The sequence below is a fragment of the Stella humosa genome, from assembly GCF_006738645.1.
Taxonomy (GTDB): Bacteria; Pseudomonadota; Alphaproteobacteria; order ATCC43930; family Allostellaceae; genus Allostella; species Allostella humosa.
The window spans coordinates 2,009,789-2,033,234 of record NZ_AP019700.1; the positions used below are offsets into that span (position 1 = coordinate 2,009,789).

Genomic DNA, 23,446 nt, shown 5'->3' on the forward strand with positions numbered 1-23,446 from the left:
TCAGCCATCTTCGGCGTGTAGCAGAATCGACGCGCCTATCAAAAGGCATACGCCGGCGGGGGTCCAGGCGGCGAGGGCGATCGGGATGTTGGCGGCGAGACCGAGCGCGAACACGACGTCCGACAGAAAGTGCAGCAGGAAGCCCGTAAGCACCCCGCCCAGGATGAGCCAGGTGGTGCCGCCGCGGCGCGTATGGCGCAGGGCGAAGGTGGCGGCGATCAGCACCAGCGCACCCAGCAGGATCGGCTGGGCCAGCAGGGAGTGCCAGTAGAGCCGGTGGCGGTGGGCGGAGAAGCCGGCCGTCTCCAGCAGGGTGATGAAGCTGGGCAGTTCCCAGAACGAGATCGTCTCGGGTGCCGCGAAACTGTCCTGGAGCCCACGCGTCGTCATCGTCGTGGGCAGGACGACCTCACCCACCGGCACGGCGGACTGCCCGGGCGTCCACGACCAGGCGTCGAAGAGGCGCCAGCTCTGTTCCTCGAGCCGGGCGCTGGCGGCGTCGTAGCGACGGGCCAGCCGGTCGTTCTCGCGGAATTGCAGGACCGTGACTTCGAGCAGCCGCCCGTCGTCCGGGGCGACGCGGAGGGAATGGATGATGGTCGGCCCCTCCTCGTCGTTCTGGCGCAGCCACAGCCCGGTACGCGACAGGGCCAGATCGCTGGTGCGTCCCTTCAGCACCCGGCTCTCCAGCCCGTCATAGCGGTTGCGCAGGATCGAGGCCACGGGATTGAAGACCGTGACCGCCAGGATGCCGATGACGAACGCCACCAGGACGGCCGGGGCCAGGAACTGCCAGGCGGAAACCCCGGCGGCGCGGGCGACCAGCAGCTCGCTGCTGCGGGTCAGCCGCCAGAAGGCCAGCATGCTGCCGAACAGCATGGCGAACGGCAGGATCTCCTGTGCCAGGTAGGGCAGCTTGAAGATCGCCATCTGCAGCAGGATGGGGACGGTCGCTTCGGCCTTGCTGCCCGACCGGCGCAGCAGCTCGACGATGTCGATCACGAAGGCGACGCCGACCATCCCCACGAAGACGCCGCCGCACCAGGCGGCGAACTGCCGGGCGATGTAGCGCGAAAGGGTGGGGGAGATGCTCATGCCGCCGGCGCTGCCGCGGGCGCCGCGTGCCGCCGGCCGCGCGGCCGCAGCATCAGGAAGATCCCGGCCGCCATCGGCAGCAGCAGGTTCAGGTGCATCAGGGGCAAGAGGGCCGGCGTCTTGTTGGCGAGGTTGTTGAACGCGATGTTGCCGACCTGCACCCCGAAGGCGATGCCGATGGCGCCCATCAGCCGCCAGGTCTGTCCGCGCCGGTTGAATTCGCCGCCCAGCAGACAGCCCAGCGCCAGCAGGGCATAGGCGAAGGGATAGAGCGGGGCCAGGATGCGCTGGTGCCCCTCGACCATCAGGCGGTGGCCGTAGTAGCGGTCGGCCTGGGTGCCGGACGGGAAGAACAGCTCCGGCAGGTAGCGTTCCTGCGGCTCGTGCCAGCGCGCACCCGGCGCGTCGCGCACGTCGCCCAGCTCTATGATGTAGCGGTCGAAGGCCAGCACCGACAGGCGGTGGGTCTTGCGGTCGAGCTCCTGGCGGGTCCCGTTCATCATCACGATGCGCGGGCCGGAGTCGGTCTGGGCCAGCGCCCCGCGCTCGGCCGTCAGCGTCGCCGGCCGGCCATCGACGCGCTCGTCCTGGATCATCAGGCCCAGAAGCTCCCCCGATGGCGATTGCTGGCGGATATAGACCGTGACCTTGTCGGTGATGCTGTTGAAGACCCCTTCCTGCAGCAGGATCGAGGCGAAATTGTTGCGGATCTCGAACTGCAGGTCCTTGAAGGCGCGGAACGAGGTCGGCAGGAAATAGAGGCTGAGGGCAAAGCCCAGCAGGCTGGCGGTGGCCGCCACCAGCAGGGCGGGCCGCGCCAGGCCCATCTGGCTGACGCCGGTCGCCCGCAGCACCACCAGCTCGCTGTCGGTGATGAGGCGATGGTAGGTGAAGAGGATCGCGGCAAAGGTCGCGATCGGCAGCACCACCTCAAGGAAGCGCGGCAGCAGCAGCAGCGCCAGATAGAGGAACGTGCCCACGGAGACGCCGCGGTTGACGATCAGCTCGATCAGCCGCAGCGATTGGGACAGCCAAATGGCAAAGCACAGCCCGATCGCGATGAAGGCGAGGACCGTCAGACACTGGCGGTAAACGTAGCGATCGATGCCCAGCATGACCGCCCGATTATAGGAAGTGCGTCCGCGTCGCGGATAGAAGCAAATATCCGGGCCTGCGGTTGACAGCGGGGAGCGGCGGGGTCTATCCGGGCCGGTCGTTCCGATCGCCCGATCCGCCTATTGCTGGAGACCCCCATGGAAATCCGTTTCGCCAACGCCGCGGCCCCGAAAGCGGGCGCCCTGGCACTGCTGGTCCACGAAGGCCGCGTGCTGACCGAGGCTGGCCGGGCGATGGACGAGGCGACCGGCGGGGCGCTGGTCCGCGCCATGGAAGCCAGCCGATTCGAGGGCAAGCGCGACCAGCAACTGGTCATCGTCGCCCCGGCCGGGGTCGCGCTGACGCGGATCGTGCTCTGCGGCGCGGGCAAGGCGGGTGAGGCCGATGCCGCCCGCTACCAGGCGCTGGGCGGCGCGGTCGCGGCCGCCTTCAACGCCGCTGGCGACAAGGAAGGCACGATCCTGATCGACGGTGTCGAGGGCGAGAAGTCCGACCTGGCCGAGGCGGCGGCCGAGGCGGCGTTCGGCGCGCGGATGCGCAGCTATCGCTTCGACAAGTACCGCACCACCGAGAAGCCCGAGAAGAAGCCGACGCTGGAGCGCCTGACGATCGCGGCGACCAATTCCGCCAAGCGCGTCTATGCCGCCCGTGAGGCGGTGGCCGACGGCGTGTTCCTGACCCGCGACCTGGTGTCGGAGCCGGGCAACATTCTTTATCCTGAAACCTTAGCCGATGCCGCCAAAGCCTTGAAAAAGGATGGTGTTACGGTTGAAGTGCTGGATGAGAAGGCGATCCGCAAGCTGGGCATGGGGGCGCTGATCGGCGTCGCCATCGGCAGCGTCCGGCCGCCCCGCGTCGTCGTCATGCAGTGGAACGGCGGCCGCAAGGGCGAGGCGCCGATCGCCTTCGTCGGCAAGGGCGTGACGTTCGACACCGGCGGCATCTCGATCAAGCCGGCCGGCGGCATGGAAGACATGAAGTGGGACATGGCCGGCGCCGGCGTCGTCATCGGTCTGATGCGGGCGCTGGCCCGGCGCGAGGCGGCGGTGAATGCCGTTGCCGTGGTGGCGCTGGTCGAGAACATGCCGTCGGGCTCGGCCCAGCGGCCGGGCGACGTCGTCACCTCGATGTCGGGCCAGACCATCGAGGTCCTGAACACCGACGCCGAGGGCCGGCTGATCCTGGCGGACGCCTGCTGGTACTGCCAGGACCGCTTCAAGCCGCAGGCGATGATCAACCTGGCGACCCTGACCGGGGCCATCATCGTGGCCCTGGGCGACCATCATGCCGGGCTCTTCTCGAACGACGACACGCTGTCGGAGCGCTTGGCCGCTGCCGGCAAGTCGGTCGGCGAGCAGCTTTGGCGCCTGCCGCTGGCGGACTACTACGACAAGCAGATCGACAGCGACATCGCCGACGTGAAGAACATCGCCGCCAACCGCGGTGCCGGCAGCATCATCGGCGCGCAGTTCATCCAGCGCTTCGTCAACAAGGTGCCGTGGGCCCATCTCGACATCGCCGGCGTCACCTGGTCCAAGGCCGACACGGCGATCACGCCCAAGGGTGCGACGGCCTTCGGCCTGCGCCTGCTCGACCGACTGGTCGCCGACCATTACGAAGGCAAGTGACGGATATCGGCTTCTACCACCTGACCCGCACCCCGCTCGAACGCGCGCTGCCCCGCCTCCTGGAGAAGGTGGCGGGGATCGGGCGGCGGGCGGTGGTGTTGGCCGGGTCGACCGAGCGCGTCGAGGCCTTGAACGCGCTGCTGTGGACCTATGACCCGGACAGCTTCCTGCCGCACGGGTCGGCCGCCGACGGCAATGCGCCGCAACAGCCGATCTGGCTGACCGCGGCCGACGAGAACCCCAACCAGGCGACGGTGCTGGTGCTGGTAGACGGCATGTCGTCGTCGCGGCTGGCGGACTACGAGCGCTGCCTCGACCTGTTCGACGGCAACGACCCCGAGGCGGTGGCCACCGCCCGCGATCGCTGGCGGACGGCCAAGGATGCCGGCCACAAGCTCACCTACTGGCAGCAGACCGAGCAGGGCGGCTGGCAGGCCAAGGGCTGAGGGCCAAGGGCTGAGGTCGACCTTCGCCAGGTTCAGGGCGGCCTTCTTCGCGACTTCCCGTCGCGGTCGGTTGCGGTGCGTATGGGCCGTCGCTATAACCCCGCGACTTTTCATCCCCGAGAAAGAGAATCTCCATGGCGGTCGAACGCACGCTCTCGATCATCAAGCCGGACGCGACCCGGCGCAACCTGACGGGCAAGATCAACGCCCGGTTCGAAGAGCAGGGCCTGCGCATCGTCGCCCAGAAGCGGCTCCAGCTCAGCCGCGCGACGGCCGAGAAGTTCTACGGCGTGCATGCCGAGCGTTCGTTCTTCGGCGAACTCTGCGATTTCATGATCTCCGGCCCGGTAGTGGTGCAGGTCCTGGAAGGCGAGAACGCCGTCGCCCGCAATCGCGAGATCATGGGTGCCACCAACCCGGCGAACGCCGCGGCCGGCACGATCCGCAAGGACTTCGCCGAATCGATCGAAGCCAACTCGGTCCATGGTTCGGATTCGGCCGAGAACGCGGCGACCGAGATCGCGTTCTTCTTCGCGCAGACCGAGATCGTCGGCTGATGCCGGCGGCCGCGTCGCCGGTCCCTGCCGGGACGGCGACGCGGCCGGTTCGTTAGATCAGGAAGATCGCCATCAGGGCGAGCAGCGCGATGACGATGGCCGTCGTCCAGGTCGAGAAGCGAACGAACGAATTCCAGAACTCGCGATGCTCGCGCTCTACCGCTTCGAACTTGTTGGCCGCCATCAAAATCCCCATTCGTTTCCCAGAGACCGAAACCTGCTACCGAACCGCCGGCCGATTGGCAAGGCGGATCAGGCCGCCGTCGGTACGAGCACCGGCGCTGCCGGCCACCCGCCGCCGCTGACCAGCGTGCGTTCGCCCGACACCGTTACCCGCCCGTCGGCGATCAGGCGCACCGCCAGCGGATAGGCGGCATGCTCGGCCGTCAGGATACGGTCGGCCAGCCGGCTCTCGTCGTCGTCCGGCAGCACCGGCACCATCGCCTGGACGATGATCGGCCCGGCATCCATCTCGTCGCGGACATAGTGGACGGTGCAGCCCGACAGGCGCACGCCGGCGTCGATCGCCTGCTGCTGCGGGTGCAGCCCCTTGAAGGACGGCAGCAGAGACGGGTGGATGTTGATCATCCGGTCGAACCAGGCGGCGACGAAGCCGGTCGTCAGCAGGCGCATGAAGCCCGCCAAGCATACCAGCGCGACCTCGGCCTGGCGCAGGCGGGCATCCACCGCCGCATCGAAATCGGCCCGGCTGGCGAACTGCCGGTGCGGGATGACCGCCGTCGCGATGCCGGCCGCCTCGGCCCGGGCGATGGCCTGGGCATCGGCCCGGTTGCTGATGACGACCGCGATCTCGGCCGGGAAGGCCGGGTCGCGGCAGGCGTCGATCAGGGCCTGGAGGTTGCTGCCGCGCCCGGAGACCAGGACGCCCAGCTTCAGCCGGGCCATCGCTCGGCCAGGCTGCCCACGGTGCATCCGGGCGCGCCAGCGTCCCGGCGCACCGTCGTGCCGATGCGATGGGCGGCGACGCCGTCGGCCGCCAATTGCGCGACGATGCGCTCGGCCTCGGCCGCTGCCACGACGACGACCATGCCGATGCCGCAGTTGAAGGTGCGCGCCATCTCGGCCCCGGCGATGTTGCCGGCCTGGGCCAGCCAGTCGAACACCGGCGGCATCGGCCAGCGCTGGGTGTCGACCGACACGGCGACGTCCGCCGGCAGCACGCGCGGCACGTTCTCGACCAGCCCGCCGCCCGTGATGTGCGCCAGCGCCTTGACGCCGCCGGAGCGTACGGCGGCCAGGGCCGGCTTCACATAGATCCGGGTGGGAGTCAGCAAGGCCTCGCCCAGCGTGCGGTCGGGGTCGAACGGGGCGGGGTCGTTCCAGCCGAGCCCGGCCGCGGCCGCGACCCGGCGCACCAGCGAGAACCCGTTGGAGTGGACGCCGTCCGAGGCCAGCCCGAGCACGACGTCGCCGACGCCGACCGTGGTGCCGTCGAGTGCCTCGCCGCGCTCGACCGCGCCCACGGCAAAGCCCGCCAGGTCGAAGTCGTCACCCTGGTAGAGGCCCGGCATCTCGGCCGTCTCGCCGCCGACCAGCGCGCAGCCGGCCTGGCGGCAGCCCTCGGCGATGCCGGCGATGATCGCCCGGCCACGCTCGACATCGAGCCGGCCGGTGGCGAAATAATCCAGGAATAGCAGGGGTTCGGCACCCTGGACCACCAGGTCGTTGACGCACATCGCCACCAGGTCGATGCCGATCGTCTCCAGCCGGCCGGTGTCGATGGCGATCTTCAGCTTGGTGCCGACGCCGTCGGTGGTGGTGACCAGGATGGGGTCGCGGAAGCCCGCGGCCTTCAGGTCGAACAGGGCCCCGAAGCCGCCCAGGCCGGCATCGGCCCCCGGGCGGCGGGTGGCTCGGGCGAGCGGCTTGATCGCCTCGACGAGCGCGTTGCCCGCGTCGATGTCGACCCCGGCGTCGCGATAGGTATGGCTGCTGATGGCGTCCTCGCCGCATATGGGGTACAGAACGGCGGCCCGCCGCGCCCGGGTCACGCATGCCCCATGGACGCGGGCCAAGGGCCAGCGCCGGCCGACAATACCGGATCGGAGAACCATTGCAATGATCCGCCAGCGCCCTGCCTCCCGCCTATCGCTCGCTCTCGCCCTGGCCTTCGGCCTCGCTACCGGTCCGCTGGCGATGCCGGCCGCGGCCAGCGACCTGTTCACCATTCCCGCCAATGCCGTCGACGTCACCGCGGCCACCGCCGTCCAGGCGCGCGAGCGCGCGCTGGCCGACGCCCAGCAGGCGGCCGCCCGCAAGCTGATCGAGCGCCTGGTCGTCCCGGCCGGCGGCACGCCGCCCAGGCTGTCGGCCGCCCAGGTCGCGACCCTGGTGCAGGATGTGGAGATCGCCGACGAGCGGGTGTCGGCGGTGCGCTACATCGCCAACGTGACCGTCCGCTTCCGGCCCGACGCCGTGCGCAGCTTCCTGCGCGACCAGGGCATCGTCTTCAGCGAGCGCGCGGCGACGCCGATCCTGGTCCTGCCCGTCCTCGACCAGGGCGATGGCCCGATGCTGTTCGACGATCGCAACGGCTGGCTGCGGGCCTGGGCCGACCGGCCGGCGGGCGGCGGGCCGCCGCTGGCGGTGCCGCTGGGCGACCTGGCCGATGTCGGTGCCTTGACGGCCGGCCAGGCCCTGTCGATCGACCGACCACGCATTGCCGCATTGGCGCGCCGCTACGGCGCCGACGAGGTGGCGATCGTGCGCGCGGCACCGGCCGCTGGCGGGAATGTGGCGGTAACCATCACCCGCGTGGCCGGCGACGGCCCGGCGCGTGTGGCTCGCTCCAGCCATGCCGATCCGGCCGGTGACTTTGCCGGGCCGCTGCGCGCCACCATCGCTGCCCTGGAACGGCCGCTGGCGCCGGCCACGCCACCGCCAGCAGCAGGCACCCCCGCTATTGGCCAGGGCGGCGCCGACCTCGCGACCGCGCCCGCCGGTTCGGCCGAAGAGTGGATCGCGCTCCGTCGCCGTATTGCCGAGACGCCGGGGGTGGAACGGGTCGACATCGTGGCGCTCGGGGGCGGCAAGGCGCGGGTGCGCATCACCCACCGCCTGGATGCCGACCGGCTGCGCCAGGCCATGGGCGCGCTCGGGGTGCAGGTGGATGCCCCGCAGCCCCTGTCGCCACCGCCCGCCGCCCAGCCGCTGCCCGCCGCGCGCCCGCCATCGGCCCCCGTGCCACTGGCGCCGACGCCGCTCGTGCCCGCGATGCCGCGCGGATAGGCACCCGGCCTTGTATCTCGCCAACATCATCACCCTGGGCCGGCTGCTTTCGGTCCCGGTCATCGTCTGGCTGATCCTCGATGGATCCATGTTGCCGGCATTCGCGTTGTTCGTGGCGGCCGGCATTTCGGACGCGGTCGACGGCTTCCTGGCGCGCCGTTTCGACCAGCGCTCGGAACTGGGCGGCTACCTTGATCCCCTGGCAGACAAGGCGCTGCTGGTCGGCGTCTATGTCACGCTGGGCCATGTCGGCCATTTGCCGGCCTGGCTGGTGATCCTGGTGGTCTTCCGCGATGTCCTCATCATCGGCGGGGCGATCTTGCTCTACATGTTCACCGAGGCCCTGCAGATGGCCCCACTCACCGTCAGCAAGGTGAATACGGCAGCCCAGATCGTCCTGGCCGCCGTGGTGCTGGGCACCATGGGGCTGGCGATCGACGATGGTGGCGTGGTGCGGGCCCTGGTCTATGCGGTGGGGGCGACGACGGCGCTGTCGGGTGCCGCCTACATCGTGCAGTGGAGCCGGCACGTCTCCGAGCCGGGGAACAAGCGCCCATGACGATCGCTGGCCGGCGGACTGTCCGCATCTGGGTGGGGTTGCTGCTGGCGACGGTGCTGGCGCTCTATCTCGTCAGCGATGTCCTGTTCCCGTTCGCCGTCGGCCTGGTGGTCGCCTACATCCTCAGTCCCTTCGTCGATCGCCTGGCGCGCTACGGTGTGCCGCGCTGGCTTGGCACGCTGGTGGTGGGCGGCGTCTTCATCCTAGCGGCCGTGGCAGCCGTGCTGGTCGTGGTGCCGCCGCTGGTCGACCAGTCGGTTGCCCTCGTCGCGCGCATGCCCGAGATCGCCGAGGCCCTGCGCAATCGCCTGGTGATTGTCGGCGATGCCGTGCGCGAGCGGCTGGGCCCCGACCAGGCGGCCGAGATGGAATCCTTCATCACCCAGCACCTGGGCACCGTCGCCACCTGGGCGGCCGGCATGCTGGGCGGCATCGTCGGCAGCGGCCTCGCCATCTTCAACGCCATATCGCTGGTGTTCATCACCCCGATCGTGGGCTTCTACCTGCTGCGCGACTGGCACCACATCATGGCGGCCCTGGATGCCAACGTTCCCAAGTGCCATGCGGCGGACGTCCACGAACTGGCGATCGAGGTAGACCTGCGCCTGGCCGGCTTCCTGCGTGGGCAGGGGGTCGTCTGCCTCAGTCTGGGGGCCTTCTACGCCATCGGCCTGTCGCTCGTAGGGCTCGATTTCGCGCTGGCCATCGGCATTTTCTCGGGCCTCGTATCCTTCATCCCGTTCGTCGGGTCGATCTCCGGCCTGGTGCTGTCGCTGTCGGTCGCGCTGGTGCAGTTCCCGGACTGGACCTCGGTCATCATCGTGGCCGCGGTCTTCTTCGCCGGCCAGGCGATCGAAGGCAACGTGCTGACGCCCCTGCTGGTGGGCGACCGGGTCGGGCTGCATCCGGTGTGGGTCATCTTCGCGCTGCTGGCGGGCGGGGCCGTGTTCGGCTTCGTCGGCCTGCTGCTGGCGGTGCCGGCCGCGGCCGTGCTGGGCGTGCTGGTCCGCTTCACGCTGGAGCGCTACCGCGCCAGCACCCTCTTCAACGGCCAGCCCGACGCGTGAGCGGGCCGCGCCAGCTGCCTCTGCCGCTGGCGCACCGGCCAGCACTGGCGGCCGACGACTTCCTGGTGGCCGAGGGCAACCGCGCCGCCGTCGCCTGGCTCGATCGCTGGCCGGACTGGCCGGCCCCGGCGCTGACCATCATCGGGCCGGAGGGGGCGGGCAAGACCCACCTGGCACGCATCTTCGCCGAGCGTACCGGCGCGCCGATCTTCGAGGGCCGCCGGCTGGCACGAGCCGCCCTGTCGCCGCTGGTCGAGGGCGCGCCCGCCGCCGTCGTCCTGGACGACGGCGACCAGGTGCCGGACTGGACCATCCTGTTCCACCTCTACAACATCCTGGCCGGGCGGGCAGGGCACCTGCTGATCATGGCGCGATCGGCCCCGTCGCGCTGGCCGATCGACCTGCCCGACCTGCGCTCGCGCCTGCTGACGGCGCCGGTGGCGGCCATCGAGCCGCCTGGTGACGAACTGCTGGCGGCCGTCCTGGCCAAGCACTTCTCCGACCGCGGCATCGCCGTCGATCCCGACGTCGTCGGTTTCCTGGCGATCCGCATCGAGCGCTCGTTCGCCGCCGCCCAGTCGGTGGTGGGCGTCATCGACCGCCACGCGCTGGCGGTCGGGCGGCGCATCACCCTGCCATTGGTGCGAGCGGCATTGCCTGAACTCGTCCGCGACGCCGATGATCGGCGCGCCGGTCTAGAATCGAATCAACGCCACGAATCACACTGACGGAGGGAAAGATGGATCTGGGCTTGAAGGGGAAGACCGCGCTCGTGTGCGCGGCCAGCAAGGGGCTGGGCAAGGGATGCGCCGTGTCGCTGGCGCGCGAGGGCGTGGACGTGACCATCCTCGCCCGCGGCGTCGAGGCGCTGGAGGCGACGGCCAAGGAGATCCGCGAGGCGACCGGGGCCAAGGTCACGACGCTGGCCTGTGACATCACCACGCCCGAGGGACGCCAGAAGGCGCTGGCCGCGTGCCCGGCGCCCGACATCCTGGTCACCAATGCCGGCGGCCCGCCGCCCGGCGACTTCCGCCAGTGGGGCGAGGCCGAGTGGCTGGCCGCGCTCAAGGCCAACATGCTGACGCCGATCGAACTGATCAAGGCGACGATCGACCCGATGATCCAGCGCCGCTTCGGCCGCATCATCAACATCACGTCGGGCGCGGTGAAGATGCCGATCGACGTGCTGGGCCTGTCCAACGGCGCCCGCACCGGGCTGACCGGCTTCTGCGCCGGCCTCGCCCGCCAGGTGGCCCAGCACGGCGTCACCATCAACAACCTGCTGCCCGGCCCGTTCGATACGGACCGCCTGCGCACCAACACCCGCTTGGCGGCCGAGAAGTCCGGCAAGCCGGTCGAGGAGGTGTGGAACCAGCGCATGATGCAGAACCCCTCGCGCCGCTTCGGCACGGTCGAGGAATTCGGCGATGCCTGCGCTTTCCTGGCCAGCAGCCAGGCCGGCTTCATCACCGGCCAGAACCTGCTGATGGACGGCGGTCACTTCCCCGGCACGCTGTAGGCGCCGGGCCTCAGTCGAGGTCGCGGGGCGCCCGGCAGACGACCAGGCGTCCCGCATTCTCGGCCAGGTCCCGCCAGACGCCGGCAACCGCAAAGCCGGCCAGGGCGGCGGTCGGAAAGCGGCTCGCCAGCCGTTCTCGATCGACGGCCGCACCCGATCCCGCCACGGCCAGCGCCAGTTCGTGCAGGCCCGGATTGTGCCCGATCACCAGCACGCTGCCGGCCGCGGCCGGCACGGCGCGAATCGCACCGAGCAGTCTCTCCGGCGAGGCGAGGTAGAGCGCGCGCTCGATCCGCAAGTCGGCGCTGGGCGGCAGGCCGGGGCGGAGCTGCTCCAGCGTCTCCTGCGTGCGCCGGGCGGCTGAACAGAGGATCACCACCGGCGACGGCAGGGCCATGCCGGCCAGCACGCCGGCCAACGCCTGGGCGGCGTCGCGCCCGCGCGGGGCGAGCGGCCGGTCGAAATCATCCATGCCGGCGGATGCGGCTGCCGCCTTGGCGTGGCGGAGCAGCAGGAGGGTGCGCGTTTCGGCCATCGGCCGTCAGTAGCGCGGACCGAGGCCGCGCGGCAACCCGGAGCCGTGCCGCGCCCGCCATGACTCCGTCACGTTGGCCGGCTACGATGGGCGCATGTCTGAAGAATCCGCCGCCCAGCACGCCGCCACCCAGCCGGTCGCCACCCAGCCAGTCGCGACCCAGCAGGTGGGCGATCCCAAGCCCGCGCGCGCCAGCCGGCGCCGTCTGCCGCCGCCGCCGGCCGCTCCGTCCTCGCCGACCTGGCCGTCCAATCGCTTCATCAACCGGGAACTGTCCTGGCTCGCCTTCAACGAGCGGGTGCTGGCGGAATCGGCCAACCTGCACCATCCGCTGCTGGAGCGGCTGCGCTACGTCTCGATCTCGGCCGGCAACCTGGACGAGTTCTACATGGTGCGGGTCGCCGGCTTGAAGGGGCAGATCCTGGCGGGCGTCGAGGCACCCAGCCAGGACGGGCTGACACCGGCACAGCAGCTCGCAGCCCTGACCCAGCGCGCGCTGGGCCTGATGGCCGGCCAGCAGGAGCGCTACCGGGCCCTGCGGCAGGAACTGCGCGAGGCCGGCGTGTCCGTCGTCGATCCGGGCGAGCTGACAGCCGACGAGATGGCGTTCCTCGCCACCCGTTTCCGCGAAGAGACGTTCCCCGTGCTGACGCCGCTGGCGGTCGATCCGGCTCATCCGTTTCCGTTCATCCCCAACCTCGGGCTGGGGCTGGTGCTGGCGCTGCGCCGGCGCACCGACGGCGAGCAGATGCAGGCGATCATCCTGCTGCCGCAGCAGTTGGGCCGCTTCGTGCGCCTGCCGGGGCCGGAGATCCGCTTCCTGGCGATGGAGCAGTTCATCGGCCTCTTCCTCGACCGCCTTTTCCCCGGGTTCGACGTGCTGGGCCGCGGCACCTTCCGCATCCTGCGCGACAGCGAGGTCGAGATCGAGGAGGAGGCCGAGGACCTGGTGCGCCTCTACGAGTCGGCCCTCAAGCGGCGCAAGCGCGGCCATGTCATCCGCCTGGGCGTCACCGCCGACACCAGCGAGGCGCTGCAGGCCTTCCTGGTCGAGCAATTGCACGTGGTGCCCGATGACATCTTCGCGGTCGACGGGCTGGTCGGCCTGGTCGACATCAAGCAGGTCATCATCGACGACCGGCCGGAGCTGAAGTTCCAGCCCTACAACCCGCGCTTCCCCGAGCGCATCCGCGATTTCGGCGGCGATTGCTTCGCGGCGATCCGCTCCAAGGATATCCTGGTCCACCACCCGTACGAGAGCTTCGACGTCGTCGTTCAGTTCGTGCGCCAGGCGGCGGCCGACCCGGCGGTGGTGTCGATCAAGCAGACGCTCTATCGCACCAGCAACGACTCGCCGATCGTGCGCGCGCTCATCGAGGCGGCCGAGGCCGGCAAGTCGGTGGCGGCCCTGATCGAGCTGAAGGCGCGCTTCGACGAGGAGCAGAACATCCTCTGGGCCCGTCACCTGGAGCGGGCGGGGGTGCAGGTCGTCTACGGCTTCTTCGACCTGAAGACCCACGCCAAGATCTCGCTGGTGTCGCGGCGCGAGGGGGCGGGCCTGCGCAACTATGTCCATTTCGGGACCGGCAACTACCATCCCTACACGGCCAAGGTTTACACCGACCTGTCCTTCTTCACCTGTGACCCGGCGCTGTGCAGCGACGCGGCCAAGTTCTTCAACTACATGACCGGCTATGCCGTGCCGGAGGGGCTGGAGAAGCTGGCGATCGCGCCCATCTCGCTGCGCTCGACGCTGGTCCGCCATATCGAGGAGGAGATCGAGCACGCGCGCGCCGGCCGGCCCGCCACGATCTGGGCCAAGATGAACGCGCTGGTCGACCCCGACATCATCGACGCCCTGTACCGCGCTTCGCAGGAGGGGGTGAAGATCGAGCTGGTGGTGCGCGGCATCTGCTGCCTGCGGCCCGGCGTGCCCGGCATGTCGGAGAACATTCGCGTCAAGAGCATCGTCGGCCGTTTCCTGGAGCATGCCCGGATCGTCTGCTTCGGCGGCGGCCACCGCATGCCGTCGCCGGCCGCCAAGGTCTTCATATCCTCGGCCGACTGGATGTCGCGCAATCTCGACTACCGGCTGGAGGCGCTGGTGCCGATCGAGAACCCGACCGTCCACCAGCAGGTGCTGGACCAGATCATGGTCATCAACATGAAGGACGAGGCCCAAAGCTGGACCTTGGGGGAGGATGGCGAGTATGTCCGGGTGTCGCCGGACGGTAACGGATTCTCAGCCCATGGGTATTTCATGACCAATCCCAGCCTCTCTGGTCGAGGCAGTGCCCTGAAGCAGGCCCGCCAGCCGAAGGCGCCCCGCCGCAGTGACTGATGGCCCAGCCTTCCCCGGCGGGCTGCCGGCCGGGGATCCGAACGCGCGCGTCGCCGTCATCGATGTCGGCTCCAACTCCATCCGCCTCGTCGTCTTCGACGGGCTGAAGCGCTCGCCGCTCGCCCTCTTCAACGAGAAGGTGATGTGCGGCCTGGGCCGCGGGCTGGAGCGTACCGGCCGCCTCAGCCCCGAAGGCACCGTCCAGGGGCTGGAGAACATGCGCCGCTTCGTGCGTCTGGCCCGCCTGATGGGCGTAGGCCGGCTCGACGTGCTGGCGACCGCGGCCGTGCGCGAGGCCGAGGACGGGCCGGCATTCGTCGCCGCCTTCGAGGATCAGTGCGGTGTCCCCGTCCGGGTCATCTCCGGCGTGGAGGAGGCCGCCCTGTCGGCTGGCGGCGTGCTGAGCGGCATCCCCGACGCCGCCGGCGTGATGGGCGACCTGGGTGGCGGCAGCGTCGAGCTGGTGCCCTTGCTGAACGGCATGGCGGGGCCGGGCATCAGCCTGCCGATCGGGCCGCTGCGGCTGGCCGATGCCGCCGGCGACAGCCCCAAGAAGGCGCGCGACCTGGTCGATGCGGCGATGGCCCGGGTGGATTGGCTGTCCCAGCATCGCGGCCGGAACCTCTATCTGGTCGGCGGCGCCTGGCGGGCGCTGGCGCGCATCCACATGGATGTGAGCCGCTATCCGCTGCACATCATCCACCATTACTCGATCGACCGTCCGGCGGCCGACGCCTTCCTGCGCGAACTGGCCAAGCTCAACCGCAAGGCGCTGGAGAAGCTGACCGGCGTGTCCCGCCGCCGCCTCGATTCGGTGCCGAACGCGGCCATGCTGCTGGGGCGGATCATCGAGGCGATGGTCCCGGCCCGCATCGTCTTCTCGGCCACCGGCCTGCGCGAGGGGCATATCTTCGCCGCCCTCGACGAGGAGACCCGCCGGCTGGACCCGTTGCTGGCGGCCTGCCGCTCGATCGCCGCCCGCGGCCGCCGCTTCGGGGCGGATGGCGAGGACCTGGTCGCCTGGACCGATTCCCTGTTCGCCGCCGACCCACCGGCCCTGCGCCGGATGCGCCATGCGGCAGCATTGCTGTCGGACAGCGCCTGGAACGAGCATCCGGACTACCGCGCCGAGCACGCTTTCCTGGGGGCCTTGCGCCTGCCGCATGGCGGGCTCGACCATCGCGGCCGGCTGCTGGTGGCGACCATGCTGCATGCGCGCTATGGCGGCGAGGCGACGGCGCCGGTGCTGGCGCCCTACGCGCGGCTGGCCAGCGACGGCGAGCGACTGTGGGCCCAGGCGGTCGGGCTGGCGTTGCGGGTGGGCTATACCGTATCGGGCGGCTCGCCCATGGCGTTGGCGCGCACGCGCCTGGAACTGACGCCGGCCGGCATCCGTCTGGTGCTGCTGCGCGACGACGAGGTGATGGCGGGCGAGGCGGTCCGGCGCCGGCTGGAAGCGTTGGGCCGGGCCCTGGGCCTGCCGGCAAAGGTAGCCTTCGAGGAGTGAGCGCCATGGCCGAGGTCGAGCACCATTTCGCCCGTCTGTCGCAGGTCGCGATGCACTATGTGACGGCCGGGGAGGGGCCGCCCGTGGTGCTGCTGCATGGCTGGCCGTCCACCTGGTACGAGTGGCGGCACGTCATCGACCGGTTGGCGCCGCACCATCGCGTCATCGCCCCCGACCTGCGCGGGCTGGGCGATTCGTCCCGTCCGGCCGACGGCTACGACAAGCGCACGGTCGCAGCCGACGTGTGGGAACTGGTCGAGCATCTGGGGCTCGGCCGCTTCCACCTGGTCGGCCACGACTGGGGCGGGCCGACCGCCTTCGCCCTGGCGGCTGCCCACCCGGAGGCCATCCGCACGCTCTCCATCGTCGACGTGACGCTGCCCGGCATCGGCCCCGACATCTCGCAGGGCGGGCGGCGCTGGCACCACGCCTTCCACCGCACGCTGGACTTGCCGGAGGCGCTGGTGACAGGGCGCGAGCGACCGTACCTGTCCTGGTTCTATGCCGAGTTCTCGTGGCAGCAGGGCGCCATCACGGATGCCGACATCGACGAGTATGTCCGCACCTACAGCAAGCCGGGGGCGTTGCGCGCCGGCTTTGCCTACTACCGCAACATCCCCCAGGACGCGGCCGACAATGTCCGCCTGCTGGAATCCGGCTTCCGCCTGCCGATGCCGGTGCTGGCCCTGGGCGGCGCGCGAACCGAGGCGCGCGCACGCGGGCTGGAGCCGGCCGAATCGCTCGGCTGCATCGCCGACCGGGTCGAGGGCGGGACGATCGCCGAATCGGGCCATTTCGTGCCGGAGGAGCAGCCCGACGCCCTCAGCGCCCGCCTGATGGAGTTCTGGCGGCAGCACCCGGACGGGTGACTGCCGCAACGGCCGATGGGCAGCGGCTCGCTGCCCAGCAGCGATCAGACTGCCACCCGGCCGAGGTCGACGACCGCGATCGACTTGCCGTGGGCGGTCAGGCCCAGCTTGCCGTGCTTCAGGGCCAGGGCATGCTGGCCGAATATCTCCCGCCGCCAACCTTCGAGCGCCGGCACATCGGCGTCGTCGGAGGCCGCGATGCGCTCCAGGTCGTCGGCCGACGCCACCAGCTTCTGGGCGACGTCGTGTTCCTCGCACTGCATCTTCAGCAGCACCCGCAGCAGGTCGCATAGCGGCCCCAGGCCGGGCGGCATGTCCTGGCGCGGCGGCGGCTGCGGCAGGTCGGCCTCGGGCAGGGCCAGGCCGCGATGGACGGCCTCCAGGATCTCGGAGCCGAAGCGCCCCTCGGCCAGGCCCTTGCCGAGGCCGCGGGTGCGCGCCAGGTCGTCGACGCTGGCGGGGTGGTGGGCCGCGATCTCCAGCACCGCCTCGTCGCGCAGGATGCGCCCGCGCGGCATGTCCTTGTCCTGGGCCGTGCGCTCGCGCCAGGCCGCGACCTCCTTCAGGACGGCCAGGAAGCGGCCGCTGCCGCCACGCACCTTGAACCGTCGCCACGACTCCGCCGGCTCCAGCCGGTAGGTCCCGGGCTCCAGCAGGACGTTCATCTCCTCGTCCAGCCACTCGCCGCGGCCGGACTTCTCCAGCCGGCGGCGCAGCTTCTCGTAGGTCGGGCGCAGGTGGGTGACGTCGGACAGCGCGTAGGTGAGCTGGCGCGGGGTCAGCGGCCGCTGTGCCCAGTCGGTGAAGCGCGACGACTTGTCGATGCGGGCACCGGCCAGCTTGGTCGCCAGGTTCTCGTACGACACGGCCTCGCCGAAGCCGCAGACCATGGCGGCCACCTGGGTGTCGAAGAGCGGCTCGGGGATGCGGCCGGTCAGGTGGTAGAAGATCTCGATGTCCTGCCGGGCGGCGTGGAACACCTTCACGATGCGCTCGTCGAACATCAGTTCCAGCAGCGGCGCCAGGTCCATGCCGGGCGCCAGCGGGTCGATGGCGGCGGCTTCCTCCGGCCCGGCCACCTGGACCAGGCAGAGCTGCGGCCAATAGGTCTTGTCGCGCATGAACTCGGTGTCGACCGCGACATAGTCGGCGCCGATCTGGCGCTGGCAGAAGGCGGCGAGGGATTCGGTGTCGGCGATCAGCGTCATTCGGCCTCTGTTTGCGCCCCGCCCTGCGGCGGGGCCATGTCATGTGGCATCGGGTCCTGTGGCATCGGCGGCTCTTCCGATGTAAGAGGAACGTCGGGACGACATTAGGCGCCGACCGGCACGCGGTCGAGCGACGCTTTCGGTGGGCCCTGTCGTCCCGCGGCCGTCCCCTTCGTCTTGACAGGGGCGGTGATGCCATGCGCTTTTCGCGCGCCCGATTCCCGCTCCTTTTCGACGGTTTCACGATGCACGCCTATCGCACGCATACCTGCGGCCAGCTCCGCGCCGGCGACGTCGGCGGCCAGGTCCGCCTTTCCGGCTGGGTCCACCGCAAGCGCGACCACGGTCAGCTCGTCTTCATCGACCTGCGCGACCATTACGGCATCACGCAGTGCGTCGTGGACATCTCGAGCAGTCTCTTTGCCGCGGTCGACACCCTGCGGGTCGAAAGCGTCATCACCGTCACCGGCAAGGTGGTGGCCCGCTCTGCCGAGACGACCAACGCCAAGCTCGACACCGGCGCCATCGAGCTGCAGATCGCCGAGCTGACGGTGCAGTCGGTGGCCGACACGCTGCCGATGCCGGTCAATGCCGATGCTGACTATCCCGAGGACATCCGCCTGCGCTACCGCTTCCTCGACCTGCGGCGCGAGGCGGTGCATCGCAACATCATGCTGCGGTCCAAGGTGATCGCCAGCATCCGGCGGCGCATGATCGAGCAGGGGTTCGCGGAATTCCAGACGCCGATCCTGACCTCGAGCTCGCCCGAGGGCGCGCGCGACTTCCTGGTGCCGAGCCGCATGCATCCGGGGCAGTTCTATGCCCTGCCGCAGGCGCCCCAGCAGTTCAAGCAGCTGCTGATGGTGGCGGGCTTCGACCGCTATTTCCAGATCGCGCCGTGCTTCCGCGACGAGGACAGCCGCGCCGACCGCTCCCCCGGTGAGTTCTACCAGCTCGATTTCGAGATGTCGTTCGTCACCCAGGAAGACGTCTTCCGCACGATCGAGCCGGTGCTGTCGGGCGTCTTCGACGAGTTCTCGGGCGACCGCGCCGTCACCCCGCCGCCATTCCCGCGCATCCCCTTCGACGAGGCGATGTTGAAGTACGGGTCGGACAAGCCCGACCTGCGCAACCCGCTGGTGATCGAGGACATCTCGGCCATCTTCGCCAAGTCGGACTTCCAGGTCTTCGTGAAGATCGTGGGTGCCGGCGGCGTCGTCCGCGCGATCCGCGCGCCGGGGGCGGCTGCCCGCCCGCGCAGCTTCTTCGACAAGCTGAACGACTGGGCCCGCGGCGAAGGTGCGCCGGGCCTCGGCTACATCACGCTGGCCGACGGCGAGGCCAAGGGGCCGATCGCCAAGTTCCTGTCGGCCGAGCGGGTGGCCGAGATCCGGGCGGCGACCGGTGCCGTCGACGGCGACGCGGTCTTCTTCGTCGGCGACAAGAAGGGGCCGGCGGCCAAGCTGGCGGGGGCGGCACGCAACCGCATCGGCCAGGAGATGGGCCTCTACGAGGAAGGCACCTTCCGCTTCTGCTGGATCACCGACTTCCCGATGTACGAGCTGGACGAGAAGACCAACCAGATCGTCTTCTCGCACAACCCCTTCTCCATGCCCCAGGGCGAGCTGGAAGCGCTGGAGACGATGAACCCGCTGGATATCAAGGCCTTCCAGTACGACATCGTCTGCAACGGGGTAGAGCTGTCGAGCGGCGCCATCCGCAACCACAAGCCCGAGATCATGTACAAGGCCTTCGGCATCGCGGGCTATTCGCGCGAGGATGTCGAGGCGCGCTTCGGCGGCATGCTGGCGGCCTTCAAGTTCGGCGCCCCGCCGCATGGCGGCTCGGCCCCGGGCATCGACCGCATCGTCATGCTGCTGGCCGACGAGCCCAACATCCGCGAGATCATCGCCTTCCCGCTGAACCAGCAGGCGCAGGACCTGCTGATGCAGGCCCCGGCCGCGGTCCCGGCCGAGCGGCTGAAGGAACTGCATATCCGTCTCGACCTGCCGCCGATCAAGAAGCCCTGACCGCCGCCGCCGCTCCCGCCCGCCAGTCTGGCGGGAGCGGCGAACAGGCTGGACAACGCCAGCGTTTGCAGGGAACCTCCGTCCGGGGGCAATGATCCGTTCGTTGCCGCAAGGCTGAAGTCGCGGTGCAGAGTGAACGCACGCCGCGACCGGTCTTCGCGCCAGAGCGGATGATGTAGACGGAGACCAGATGGCCGGACGGAAACCCTCGAACCTGGCGTTTGGCCTGGACGACAGGCCACCGCTGTCCGTAGTCCTGATTCTGGCCTTTCAGCACACCGTGCTGATCCTGATGTTCATCGCCTATCCGCTGATCGTGGCGGCAGGGGCGGGCTTCTCTCCGGAAGCGACCCGCCATTTCGTCACCGCCACGATCTTCGCCATGGGGGTGGGCACGATCCTGCAGTCGTGGCGCCGCTTCGGCAGCGGCTACCTGTTGATCCACAACCCGAATCCGATCCACATCCCGACGCTGATCCAGGCGGGCTCGGTCGGCGGCCCGGCGCTGATCGCCACGCTCGGCCTGTTCAGCGCGGCCGTGCAGGCCTCCATGGGCCGCATCATCCGGCCCCTGCGGCGCCTGCTGCCGGCGGAGGTATGCGGCGTCACCGTCACCATGCTGGGCGTGTCGCTGATCGTGCCCGGGCTCGACCGGTCGCTGGAACTGTCGGCCGACCGGGCCGCATTCCAGTCCGACAGCCTGCTGGTATCGGCCGTCACCCTGACCCTGATGCTGTCGGTCGCCATCTTCGCCAAGGGCACGCCCAAGCTGTTCGCGCTGCCGATCGGCATCGGCGCCGGCTGGCTGCTGGCCATCGCGATGGGCCATGACGGGCCGACGCCGTCGGGCTCGATCGCATCCTTGCCCTGGATCGACCTGCCGCTCAGCCTGCCGGGCTTCGCGTTCGACATGGCGTTCCTGCCGGCCATCCTGCTGGGCGCCTTCATCGCCGCCATCGACACGCTGGGCCTGATGATCTCGGTCCAGCGGATGAACGATGCCGACTGGCGGCGGGCCGATCTGGCCGGCGTCTCCCGCGGCATGGTGGCCGACGGCACGAGTTGCACCATCAGCAGCGTGCTGGGGGGCATGCCGACGCATATCTCGTCGTCGAACGTCGGCCTGGCATTCGCGACCGGCGCCACGGCGCGCGTCATCGGCATGGCGGCCGGAATCATGCTGGTGGTGGCGGCCCTCTGCCCGCGGGTGGCGGCGACTGCCACCATGGTGCCGCAGCCGGTGCTGGGCGCCATCATCCTCTATTCGGCCGCCTACCTGATCACGTCGGGCATGGAGCTGATCCTGTCGCGCCGCCTCAGCGAGCGGCGGGTCTTCACCGTCGGCCTGTCGATCATCGCCGGGATCAGCCTGCTCGTGATCCCGCTGGTCTTCCGCGGCCTGCCGCCGTCGATCGCGCCCTTCTTCGGCTCGCCCCTGTCGCTGGCGGCCATCACCGCACTCTGCCTCAACCTGGTCTTCCAGATCGGCATCAGCCGGCAGGCGCAACTGGCGATGCCGGTCGGCGAGAACCCGTTCCTGGTGGTGCACGAGTTCCTCGACCGCCAGGGCGAGCTATGGGGCGCCAGGCGGGACGTCATCATCGCCGCCTCGCGCACCACGGCGCTGGCGGTGGAGGCCATCGTCGAGGCCGGGTTGGCGCGCGAGGCCGTGCGGCTCGACGTGCAGTTCGACGAGACCCATCTCGACGTCGTCGTCGCCTATGAAGGCATCCCCCTGGAGCGACCGACCGCCCAGCCGGCCCCGGAATCGCTGCTGGGCGACGAGCGCGACATCGGCCGCTATGTCGGCTGGACGCTGAGCCAGCTTTCGGATTCGCTGACGCTGCGCTCGGACGGCGAACGGCAGGCGGTCACCATCCGCTTCGAGCACTGAAGGCGGCCGTCCTGCTCGGGTCAGAGCCAGCCGGGATCGGTGTCGAGTACCGTCATGTCCATGTCCTCCACCAGGCTCGCCCAATGGGCGGCCTTGGGGAGTTCCCAGCGGAAGAACCAGCGGCAGGCGGCGAGCTTGCCCTGGTAGAAGTCGTGGTCGTCCGCGGTAGCCGCGGCCAGGCCGCGCTCGGCCACCAGCGCCTGGTCCAGCCACAGCCAGGCCACCACCACATGGCCCGCCATGTCGAGATAGGGGGTGGCATTGGCCAGTGCGGCGGTTGCGCGTCCGGCGGCCAGCACGGTGCGGACCCGGGCAGTCGCCGATTCCAGCCGGTCAACGGCGGCAGCCAGCGGGCCGGCGAGCCCGGCTAGAGCATCGGAGCCGGCGGCAGCATCGGCCGTCGCCCGGATACCGGCGACCAGGTCGGCCAGCAGCCGCCCATCCTCCAGCATCGCCTTGCGGCCTAGCAGGTCGAGCGCCTGGATGCCGTTGGTGCCCTCGTGGATCGGGTTCAAACGGTTGTCGCGATAGAGCTGCTCGACCGGGTACTCGCGGGTGTAGCCGTAGCCGCCATGGACCTGGATCGCCAGCTTGTTGGCCTCCAGGCACCATTCCGCCGGCCATGCCTTGACGATCGGCGTCAGCATGTCGAGCAGCCGGTGGGCGCGGGCGCGCTCTTCGGCGTCGGGGTGGGTGCGGGCGTCGTCGACCAGCCTGCCGGCATAGAGGCAGAGCGCCAGCCCGCCCTCGACATAGGCCTTCTGCGCCAGCAGCATGCGGCGCACGTCGGCATGCTCGACGATCGGCACCTGGGGTCGCGTGGCATCCTTGGCCTCGGCCGGGCGGCCCTGGGGCCGGCCCTTGGCATAGGCCAGTGCTTGCAAATAGCCGGCATAGCCCAGCATGACGGCCCCCAGGCCGACGCCGATGCGGGCCTCGTTCATCATCTGGAACATCTGAGCCAGGCCTTGCCCGGGCGCGCCCACGATCTCGGCCACGCAGGCGTCGCCTTCGCCGAAGTTCAGCATGGTCGAGGTGGTGCCGCGCCAGCCCATCTTGTGGATGAGGCCGGCCAGGGCCACGTCGTTGCGCTGCCCGAGCGCGCCGTCGTCGCCGACTGCGAAGCGCGACACCAGCATCAGCGACAGGCCGCGCGGGCCGGCCGGTGCGCCGGCGATGCGGCACAGCACCAGATGGACGATGTTGTCCGCCAGCTCGTGCTCGCCGCCCGAGATGAAGATCTTGGCCCCCTTCAGGCGCCAGGTGCCGTCCGCGGCCGGCGTGGCGGTGGTGCGCACGTCGCCCAGGGACGACCCGGCCTGGGGCTCGGTCAGCGCCATGGTGCCGAAGAAGCGGCCGGCGCGCAGGTGCGGCAGGTAGCGCTGCTTCTGGTCGTGGCTGCCGAAGCGCTCGATCAGGTTGGCCGCGGCAATGGTCAGCAGGGGGTAGGAGGCCGTGGCGATGTTGGCGGCGTCGAAGAGGCCGAAGCAGGCGAGCGCCACCAGGTGCGGCAGGCCCATGCCGCCATCGTCCACCGGCACCTCCATGGCGAAGAAACCGGCCGCCGCGAAGGCGTCGAGCGCGGTCTTGGCCTCGGGCACGGTGACGACGCGGCCATTCTCCAGCCGCGGCTCCTCCAGGTCGGCCTTGCGATTGTGCGGCGCGAAATGGCGCTCGGCCAGCCGCGTCGCCGTGTCGATGGCGGCCGCGAAGGTGTCGGGCGCGTGATCGGCGAAGGCCGCCCGGCCGGCCAGCCGCCCGGCCTCCAGCCACTCGAAGAGCTGGAAGTCGAGATCGCGGCGGCTGACCAGGCTGGACAAGGGCGC

At 70.1% G+C, this 23,446-nt stretch carries 21 protein-coding genes; 13 read left to right on the forward strand and 8 right to left on the reverse strand.

All coding sequences use genetic code 11. The features are described 5' to 3' along the window. Together lptG and lptF are read right to left on the reverse strand one after the other, a co-directional pair. Positions 1–1,095, reverse strand: coding sequence for an LPS export ABC transporter permease LptG (gene lptG / locus STVA_RS09450; RefSeq protein ID WP_123688894.1), 1,095 nt, complete (start codon positions 1,093–1,095; stop codon positions 1–3). Then, entirely contained in the window at positions 1,092–2,210 is a 1,119-nt protein-coding gene (gene lptF, locus STVA_RS09455) for an LPS export ABC transporter permease LptF (RefSeq protein WP_123688893.1), read from the reverse strand. The genes lptG and lptF overlap by 4 nt, the downstream gene beginning before the upstream one ends. A 138-nt stretch (positions 2,211–2,348) precedes the next feature. Between lptF and STVA_RS09460 the strand changes: the two genes are divergently transcribed. The 3 genes from STVA_RS09460 to ndk all read left to right on the forward strand — a co-directional run bounded on the left by STVA_RS09460 (position 2,349) and on the right by ndk (position 4,842). After that, positions 2,349–3,839 (forward strand): leucyl aminopeptidase, encoded by a 1,491-nt coding sequence (locus tag STVA_RS09460; RefSeq protein WP_123688892.1) that lies wholly within the window; start codon positions 2,349–2,351, stop codon positions 3,837–3,839. Further along, positions 3,836–4,285, forward strand: a complete 450-nt coding sequence (locus STVA_RS09465; RefSeq protein ID WP_123688891.1) for a DNA polymerase III subunit chi — start codon at positions 3,836–3,838, stop codon at positions 4,283–4,285. The genes STVA_RS09460 and STVA_RS09465 overlap by 4 nt, the downstream gene beginning before the upstream one ends. A 134-nt stretch (positions 4,286–4,419) precedes the next feature. After that, positions 4,420–4,842: a nucleoside-diphosphate kinase gene (gene ndk / locus STVA_RS09470; RefSeq protein ID WP_123688890.1), complete on the forward strand. Its 423-nt coding sequence runs from the start codon at positions 4,420–4,422 to the stop codon at positions 4,840–4,842. A gap of 52 nt (positions 4,843–4,894) precedes the next feature. Here ndk and STVA_RS09475 read toward each other — a convergent pair whose 3' ends face one another. The 3 genes from STVA_RS09475 to purM form a co-directional block, all read right to left on the reverse strand. Continuing rightward, positions 4,895–5,026, reverse strand: coding sequence for an aa3-type cytochrome c oxidase subunit IV (locus tag STVA_RS09475; protein WP_123689822.1), 132 nt, complete (start codon positions 5,024–5,026; stop codon positions 4,895–4,897). Between the two features lie 68 nt (positions 5,027–5,094). Next, a complete protein-coding gene (purN, locus tag STVA_RS09480; RefSeq protein WP_123688889.1) occupies positions 5,095–5,748 on the reverse strand; it encodes a phosphoribosylglycinamide formyltransferase in 654 nt (217 codons plus the stop codon). Continuing rightward, positions 5,736–6,827 carry a phosphoribosylformylglycinamidine cyclo-ligase gene (purM, locus tag STVA_RS09485; RefSeq protein ID WP_245978314.1) on the reverse strand — a complete coding sequence of 364 codons (1,092 nt, stop codon included), beginning with the start codon at positions 6,825–6,827 and terminating at the stop codon, positions 5,736–5,738. The genes purN and purM overlap by 13 nt, the downstream gene beginning before the upstream one ends. Positions 6,828–6,921: 94 nt before the next feature. Between purM and STVA_RS09490 the strand changes: the two genes are divergently transcribed. From STVA_RS09490 to STVA_RS09510, 5 genes are read left to right on the forward strand one after another with little or no spacing between them, the layout of a single operon-like run. Beyond that, entirely contained in the window at positions 6,922–8,091 is a 1,170-nt protein-coding gene (locus tag STVA_RS09490; protein WP_170216370.1) for a DUF2066 domain-containing protein, read from the forward strand. A 10-nt stretch (positions 8,092–8,101) separates the two neighbouring features. Next, positions 8,102–8,650: a CDP-alcohol phosphatidyltransferase family protein gene (locus STVA_RS09495; protein ID WP_123688887.1), complete on the forward strand. Its 549-nt coding sequence runs from the start codon at positions 8,102–8,104 to the stop codon at positions 8,648–8,650. Further along, the gene (locus tag STVA_RS09500) at positions 8,647–9,717 is read left to right on the forward strand and encodes an AI-2E family transporter (RefSeq protein WP_123688886.1); all 1,071 of its coding nucleotides are present in this window, start codon (positions 8,647–8,649) and stop codon (positions 9,715–9,717) included. The genes STVA_RS09495 and STVA_RS09500 overlap by 4 nt, the downstream gene beginning before the upstream one ends. After that, positions 9,714–10,445: an HdaA/DnaA family protein gene (locus STVA_RS09505; RefSeq protein ID WP_123688885.1), complete on the forward strand. Its 732-nt coding sequence runs from the start codon at positions 9,714–9,716 to the stop codon at positions 10,443–10,445. Before STVA_RS09500 ends, STVA_RS09505 begins: the two co-directional genes overlap by 4 nt. 11 nt (positions 10,446–10,456) lie before the next feature. After that, positions 10,457–11,236, forward strand: coding sequence for an SDR family oxidoreductase (locus STVA_RS09510; protein WP_123688884.1), 780 nt, complete (start codon positions 10,457–10,459; stop codon positions 11,234–11,236). Between the two features lie 10 nt (positions 11,237–11,246). On the opposite strand, the gene STVA_RS09515 is transcribed toward STVA_RS09510, so the two are convergent. After that, on the reverse strand, positions 11,247–11,771 hold the full coding sequence (locus tag STVA_RS09515; RefSeq protein WP_123688883.1) for a SixA phosphatase family protein: 525 nt from the start codon (positions 11,769–11,771) through the stop codon (positions 11,247–11,249). A gap of 94 nt (positions 11,772–11,865) precedes the next feature. Between STVA_RS09515 and STVA_RS09520 the strand changes: the two genes are divergently transcribed. Genes STVA_RS09520 through STVA_RS09530 form a run of 3 tightly spaced genes read left to right on the forward strand, consistent with a single transcriptional unit; the run spans position 11,866 to position 16,488 of the window. Beyond that, a complete protein-coding gene (locus tag STVA_RS09520) occupies positions 11,866–14,112 on the forward strand; it encodes an RNA degradosome polyphosphate kinase (protein WP_123689820.1) in 2,247 nt (748 codons plus the stop codon). After that, positions 14,105–15,619, forward strand: a complete 1,515-nt coding sequence (locus STVA_RS09525; RefSeq protein WP_245978251.1) for a Ppx/GppA family phosphatase — start codon at positions 14,105–14,107, stop codon at positions 15,617–15,619. The genes STVA_RS09520 and STVA_RS09525 overlap by 8 nt, the downstream gene beginning before the upstream one ends. A gap of 5 nt (positions 15,620–15,624) precedes the next feature. After that, entirely contained in the window at positions 15,625–16,488 is an 864-nt protein-coding gene (locus tag STVA_RS09530) for an alpha/beta fold hydrolase (RefSeq protein WP_123688882.1), read from the forward strand. A 44-nt stretch (positions 16,489–16,532) separates the two neighbouring features. Here the strand turns inward: STVA_RS09530 and rnd are convergent, their stop codons facing one another. Then, entirely contained in the window at positions 16,533–17,696 is a 1,164-nt protein-coding gene (rnd, locus tag STVA_RS09535) for a ribonuclease D (RefSeq protein WP_123688881.1), read from the reverse strand. Between the two features lie 245 nt (positions 17,697–17,941). Here rnd and aspS point away from each other — a divergent pair, with 245 nt between their 5' ends. Both aspS and STVA_RS09545 read left to right on the forward strand, forming a co-directional pair. Next, positions 17,942–19,726 (forward strand): aspartate--tRNA ligase, encoded by a 1,785-nt coding sequence (gene aspS / locus STVA_RS09540; RefSeq protein WP_123689818.1) that lies wholly within the window; start codon positions 17,942–17,944, stop codon positions 19,724–19,726. Positions 19,727–19,916: 190 nt separating this feature from the next. Continuing rightward, positions 19,917–21,620, forward strand: a complete 1,704-nt coding sequence (locus tag STVA_RS09545; protein ID WP_123688880.1) for a uracil-xanthine permease family protein — start codon at positions 19,917–19,919, stop codon at positions 21,618–21,620. A gap of 20 nt (positions 21,621–21,640) precedes the next feature. On the opposite strand, the gene STVA_RS09550 is transcribed toward STVA_RS09545, so the two are convergent. Then, positions 21,641–23,440, reverse strand: coding sequence for an acyl-CoA dehydrogenase (locus STVA_RS09550; RefSeq protein WP_123688879.1), 1,800 nt, complete (start codon positions 23,438–23,440; stop codon positions 21,641–21,643). Between the last annotated feature and the right edge of the window lie 6 nt (positions 23,441–23,446).

Bases quoted from the DNA above. Each gene is read 5' to 3' on its own strand.
- lptG (WP_123688894.1), bottom strand. From the start codon at position 1,095: ATGAGCATCTCCCCCACCCTTTCGCGCTACATCGCCCGGCAGTTCGCC.
- lptF (WP_123688893.1), bottom strand. From the start codon at position 2,210: ATGCTGGGCATCGATCGCTACGTTTACCGCCAGTGTCTGACGGTCCTC.
- STVA_RS09460 (WP_123688892.1), top strand. From the start codon at position 2,349: ATGGAAATCCGTTTCGCCAACGCCGCGGCCCCGAAAGCGGGCGCCCTG.
- ndk (WP_123688890.1), top strand. From the start codon at position 4,420: ATGGCGGTCGAACGCACGCTCTCGATCATCAAGCCGGACGCGACCCGG.
- STVA_RS09475 (WP_123689822.1), bottom strand. From the start codon at position 5,026: ATGGCGGCCAACAAGTTCGAAGCGGTAGAGCGCGAGCATCGCGAGTTC.
- purN (WP_123688889.1), bottom strand. From the start codon at position 5,748: ATGGCCCGGCTGAAGCTGGGCGTCCTGGTCTCCGGGCGCGGCAGCAAC.
- STVA_RS09490 (WP_170216370.1), top strand. From the start codon at position 6,922: ATGATCCGCCAGCGCCCTGCCTCCCGCCTATCGCTCGCTCTCGCCCTG.
- STVA_RS09500 (WP_123688886.1), top strand. From the start codon at position 8,647: ATGACGATCGCTGGCCGGCGGACTGTCCGCATCTGGGTGGGGTTGCTG.
- STVA_RS09510 (WP_123688884.1), top strand. From the start codon at position 10,457: ATGGATCTGGGCTTGAAGGGGAAGACCGCGCTCGTGTGCGCGGCCAGC.
- STVA_RS09515 (WP_123688883.1), bottom strand. From the start codon at position 11,771: ATGGCCGAAACGCGCACCCTCCTGCTGCTCCGCCACGCCAAGGCGGCA.
- STVA_RS09520 (WP_123689820.1), top strand. From the start codon at position 11,866: ATGTCTGAAGAATCCGCCGCCCAGCACGCCGCCACCCAGCCGGTCGCC.
- STVA_RS09530 (WP_123688882.1), top strand. From the start codon at position 15,625: ATGGCCGAGGTCGAGCACCATTTCGCCCGTCTGTCGCAGGTCGCGATG.
- rnd (WP_123688881.1), bottom strand. From the start codon at position 17,696: ATGACGCTGATCGCCGACACCGAATCCCTCGCCGCCTTCTGCCAGCGC.
- aspS (WP_123689818.1), top strand. From the start codon at position 17,942: ATGCACGCCTATCGCACGCATACCTGCGGCCAGCTCCGCGCCGGCGAC.
- STVA_RS09545 (WP_123688880.1), top strand. From the start codon at position 19,917: ATGGCCGGACGGAAACCCTCGAACCTGGCGTTTGGCCTGGACGACAGG.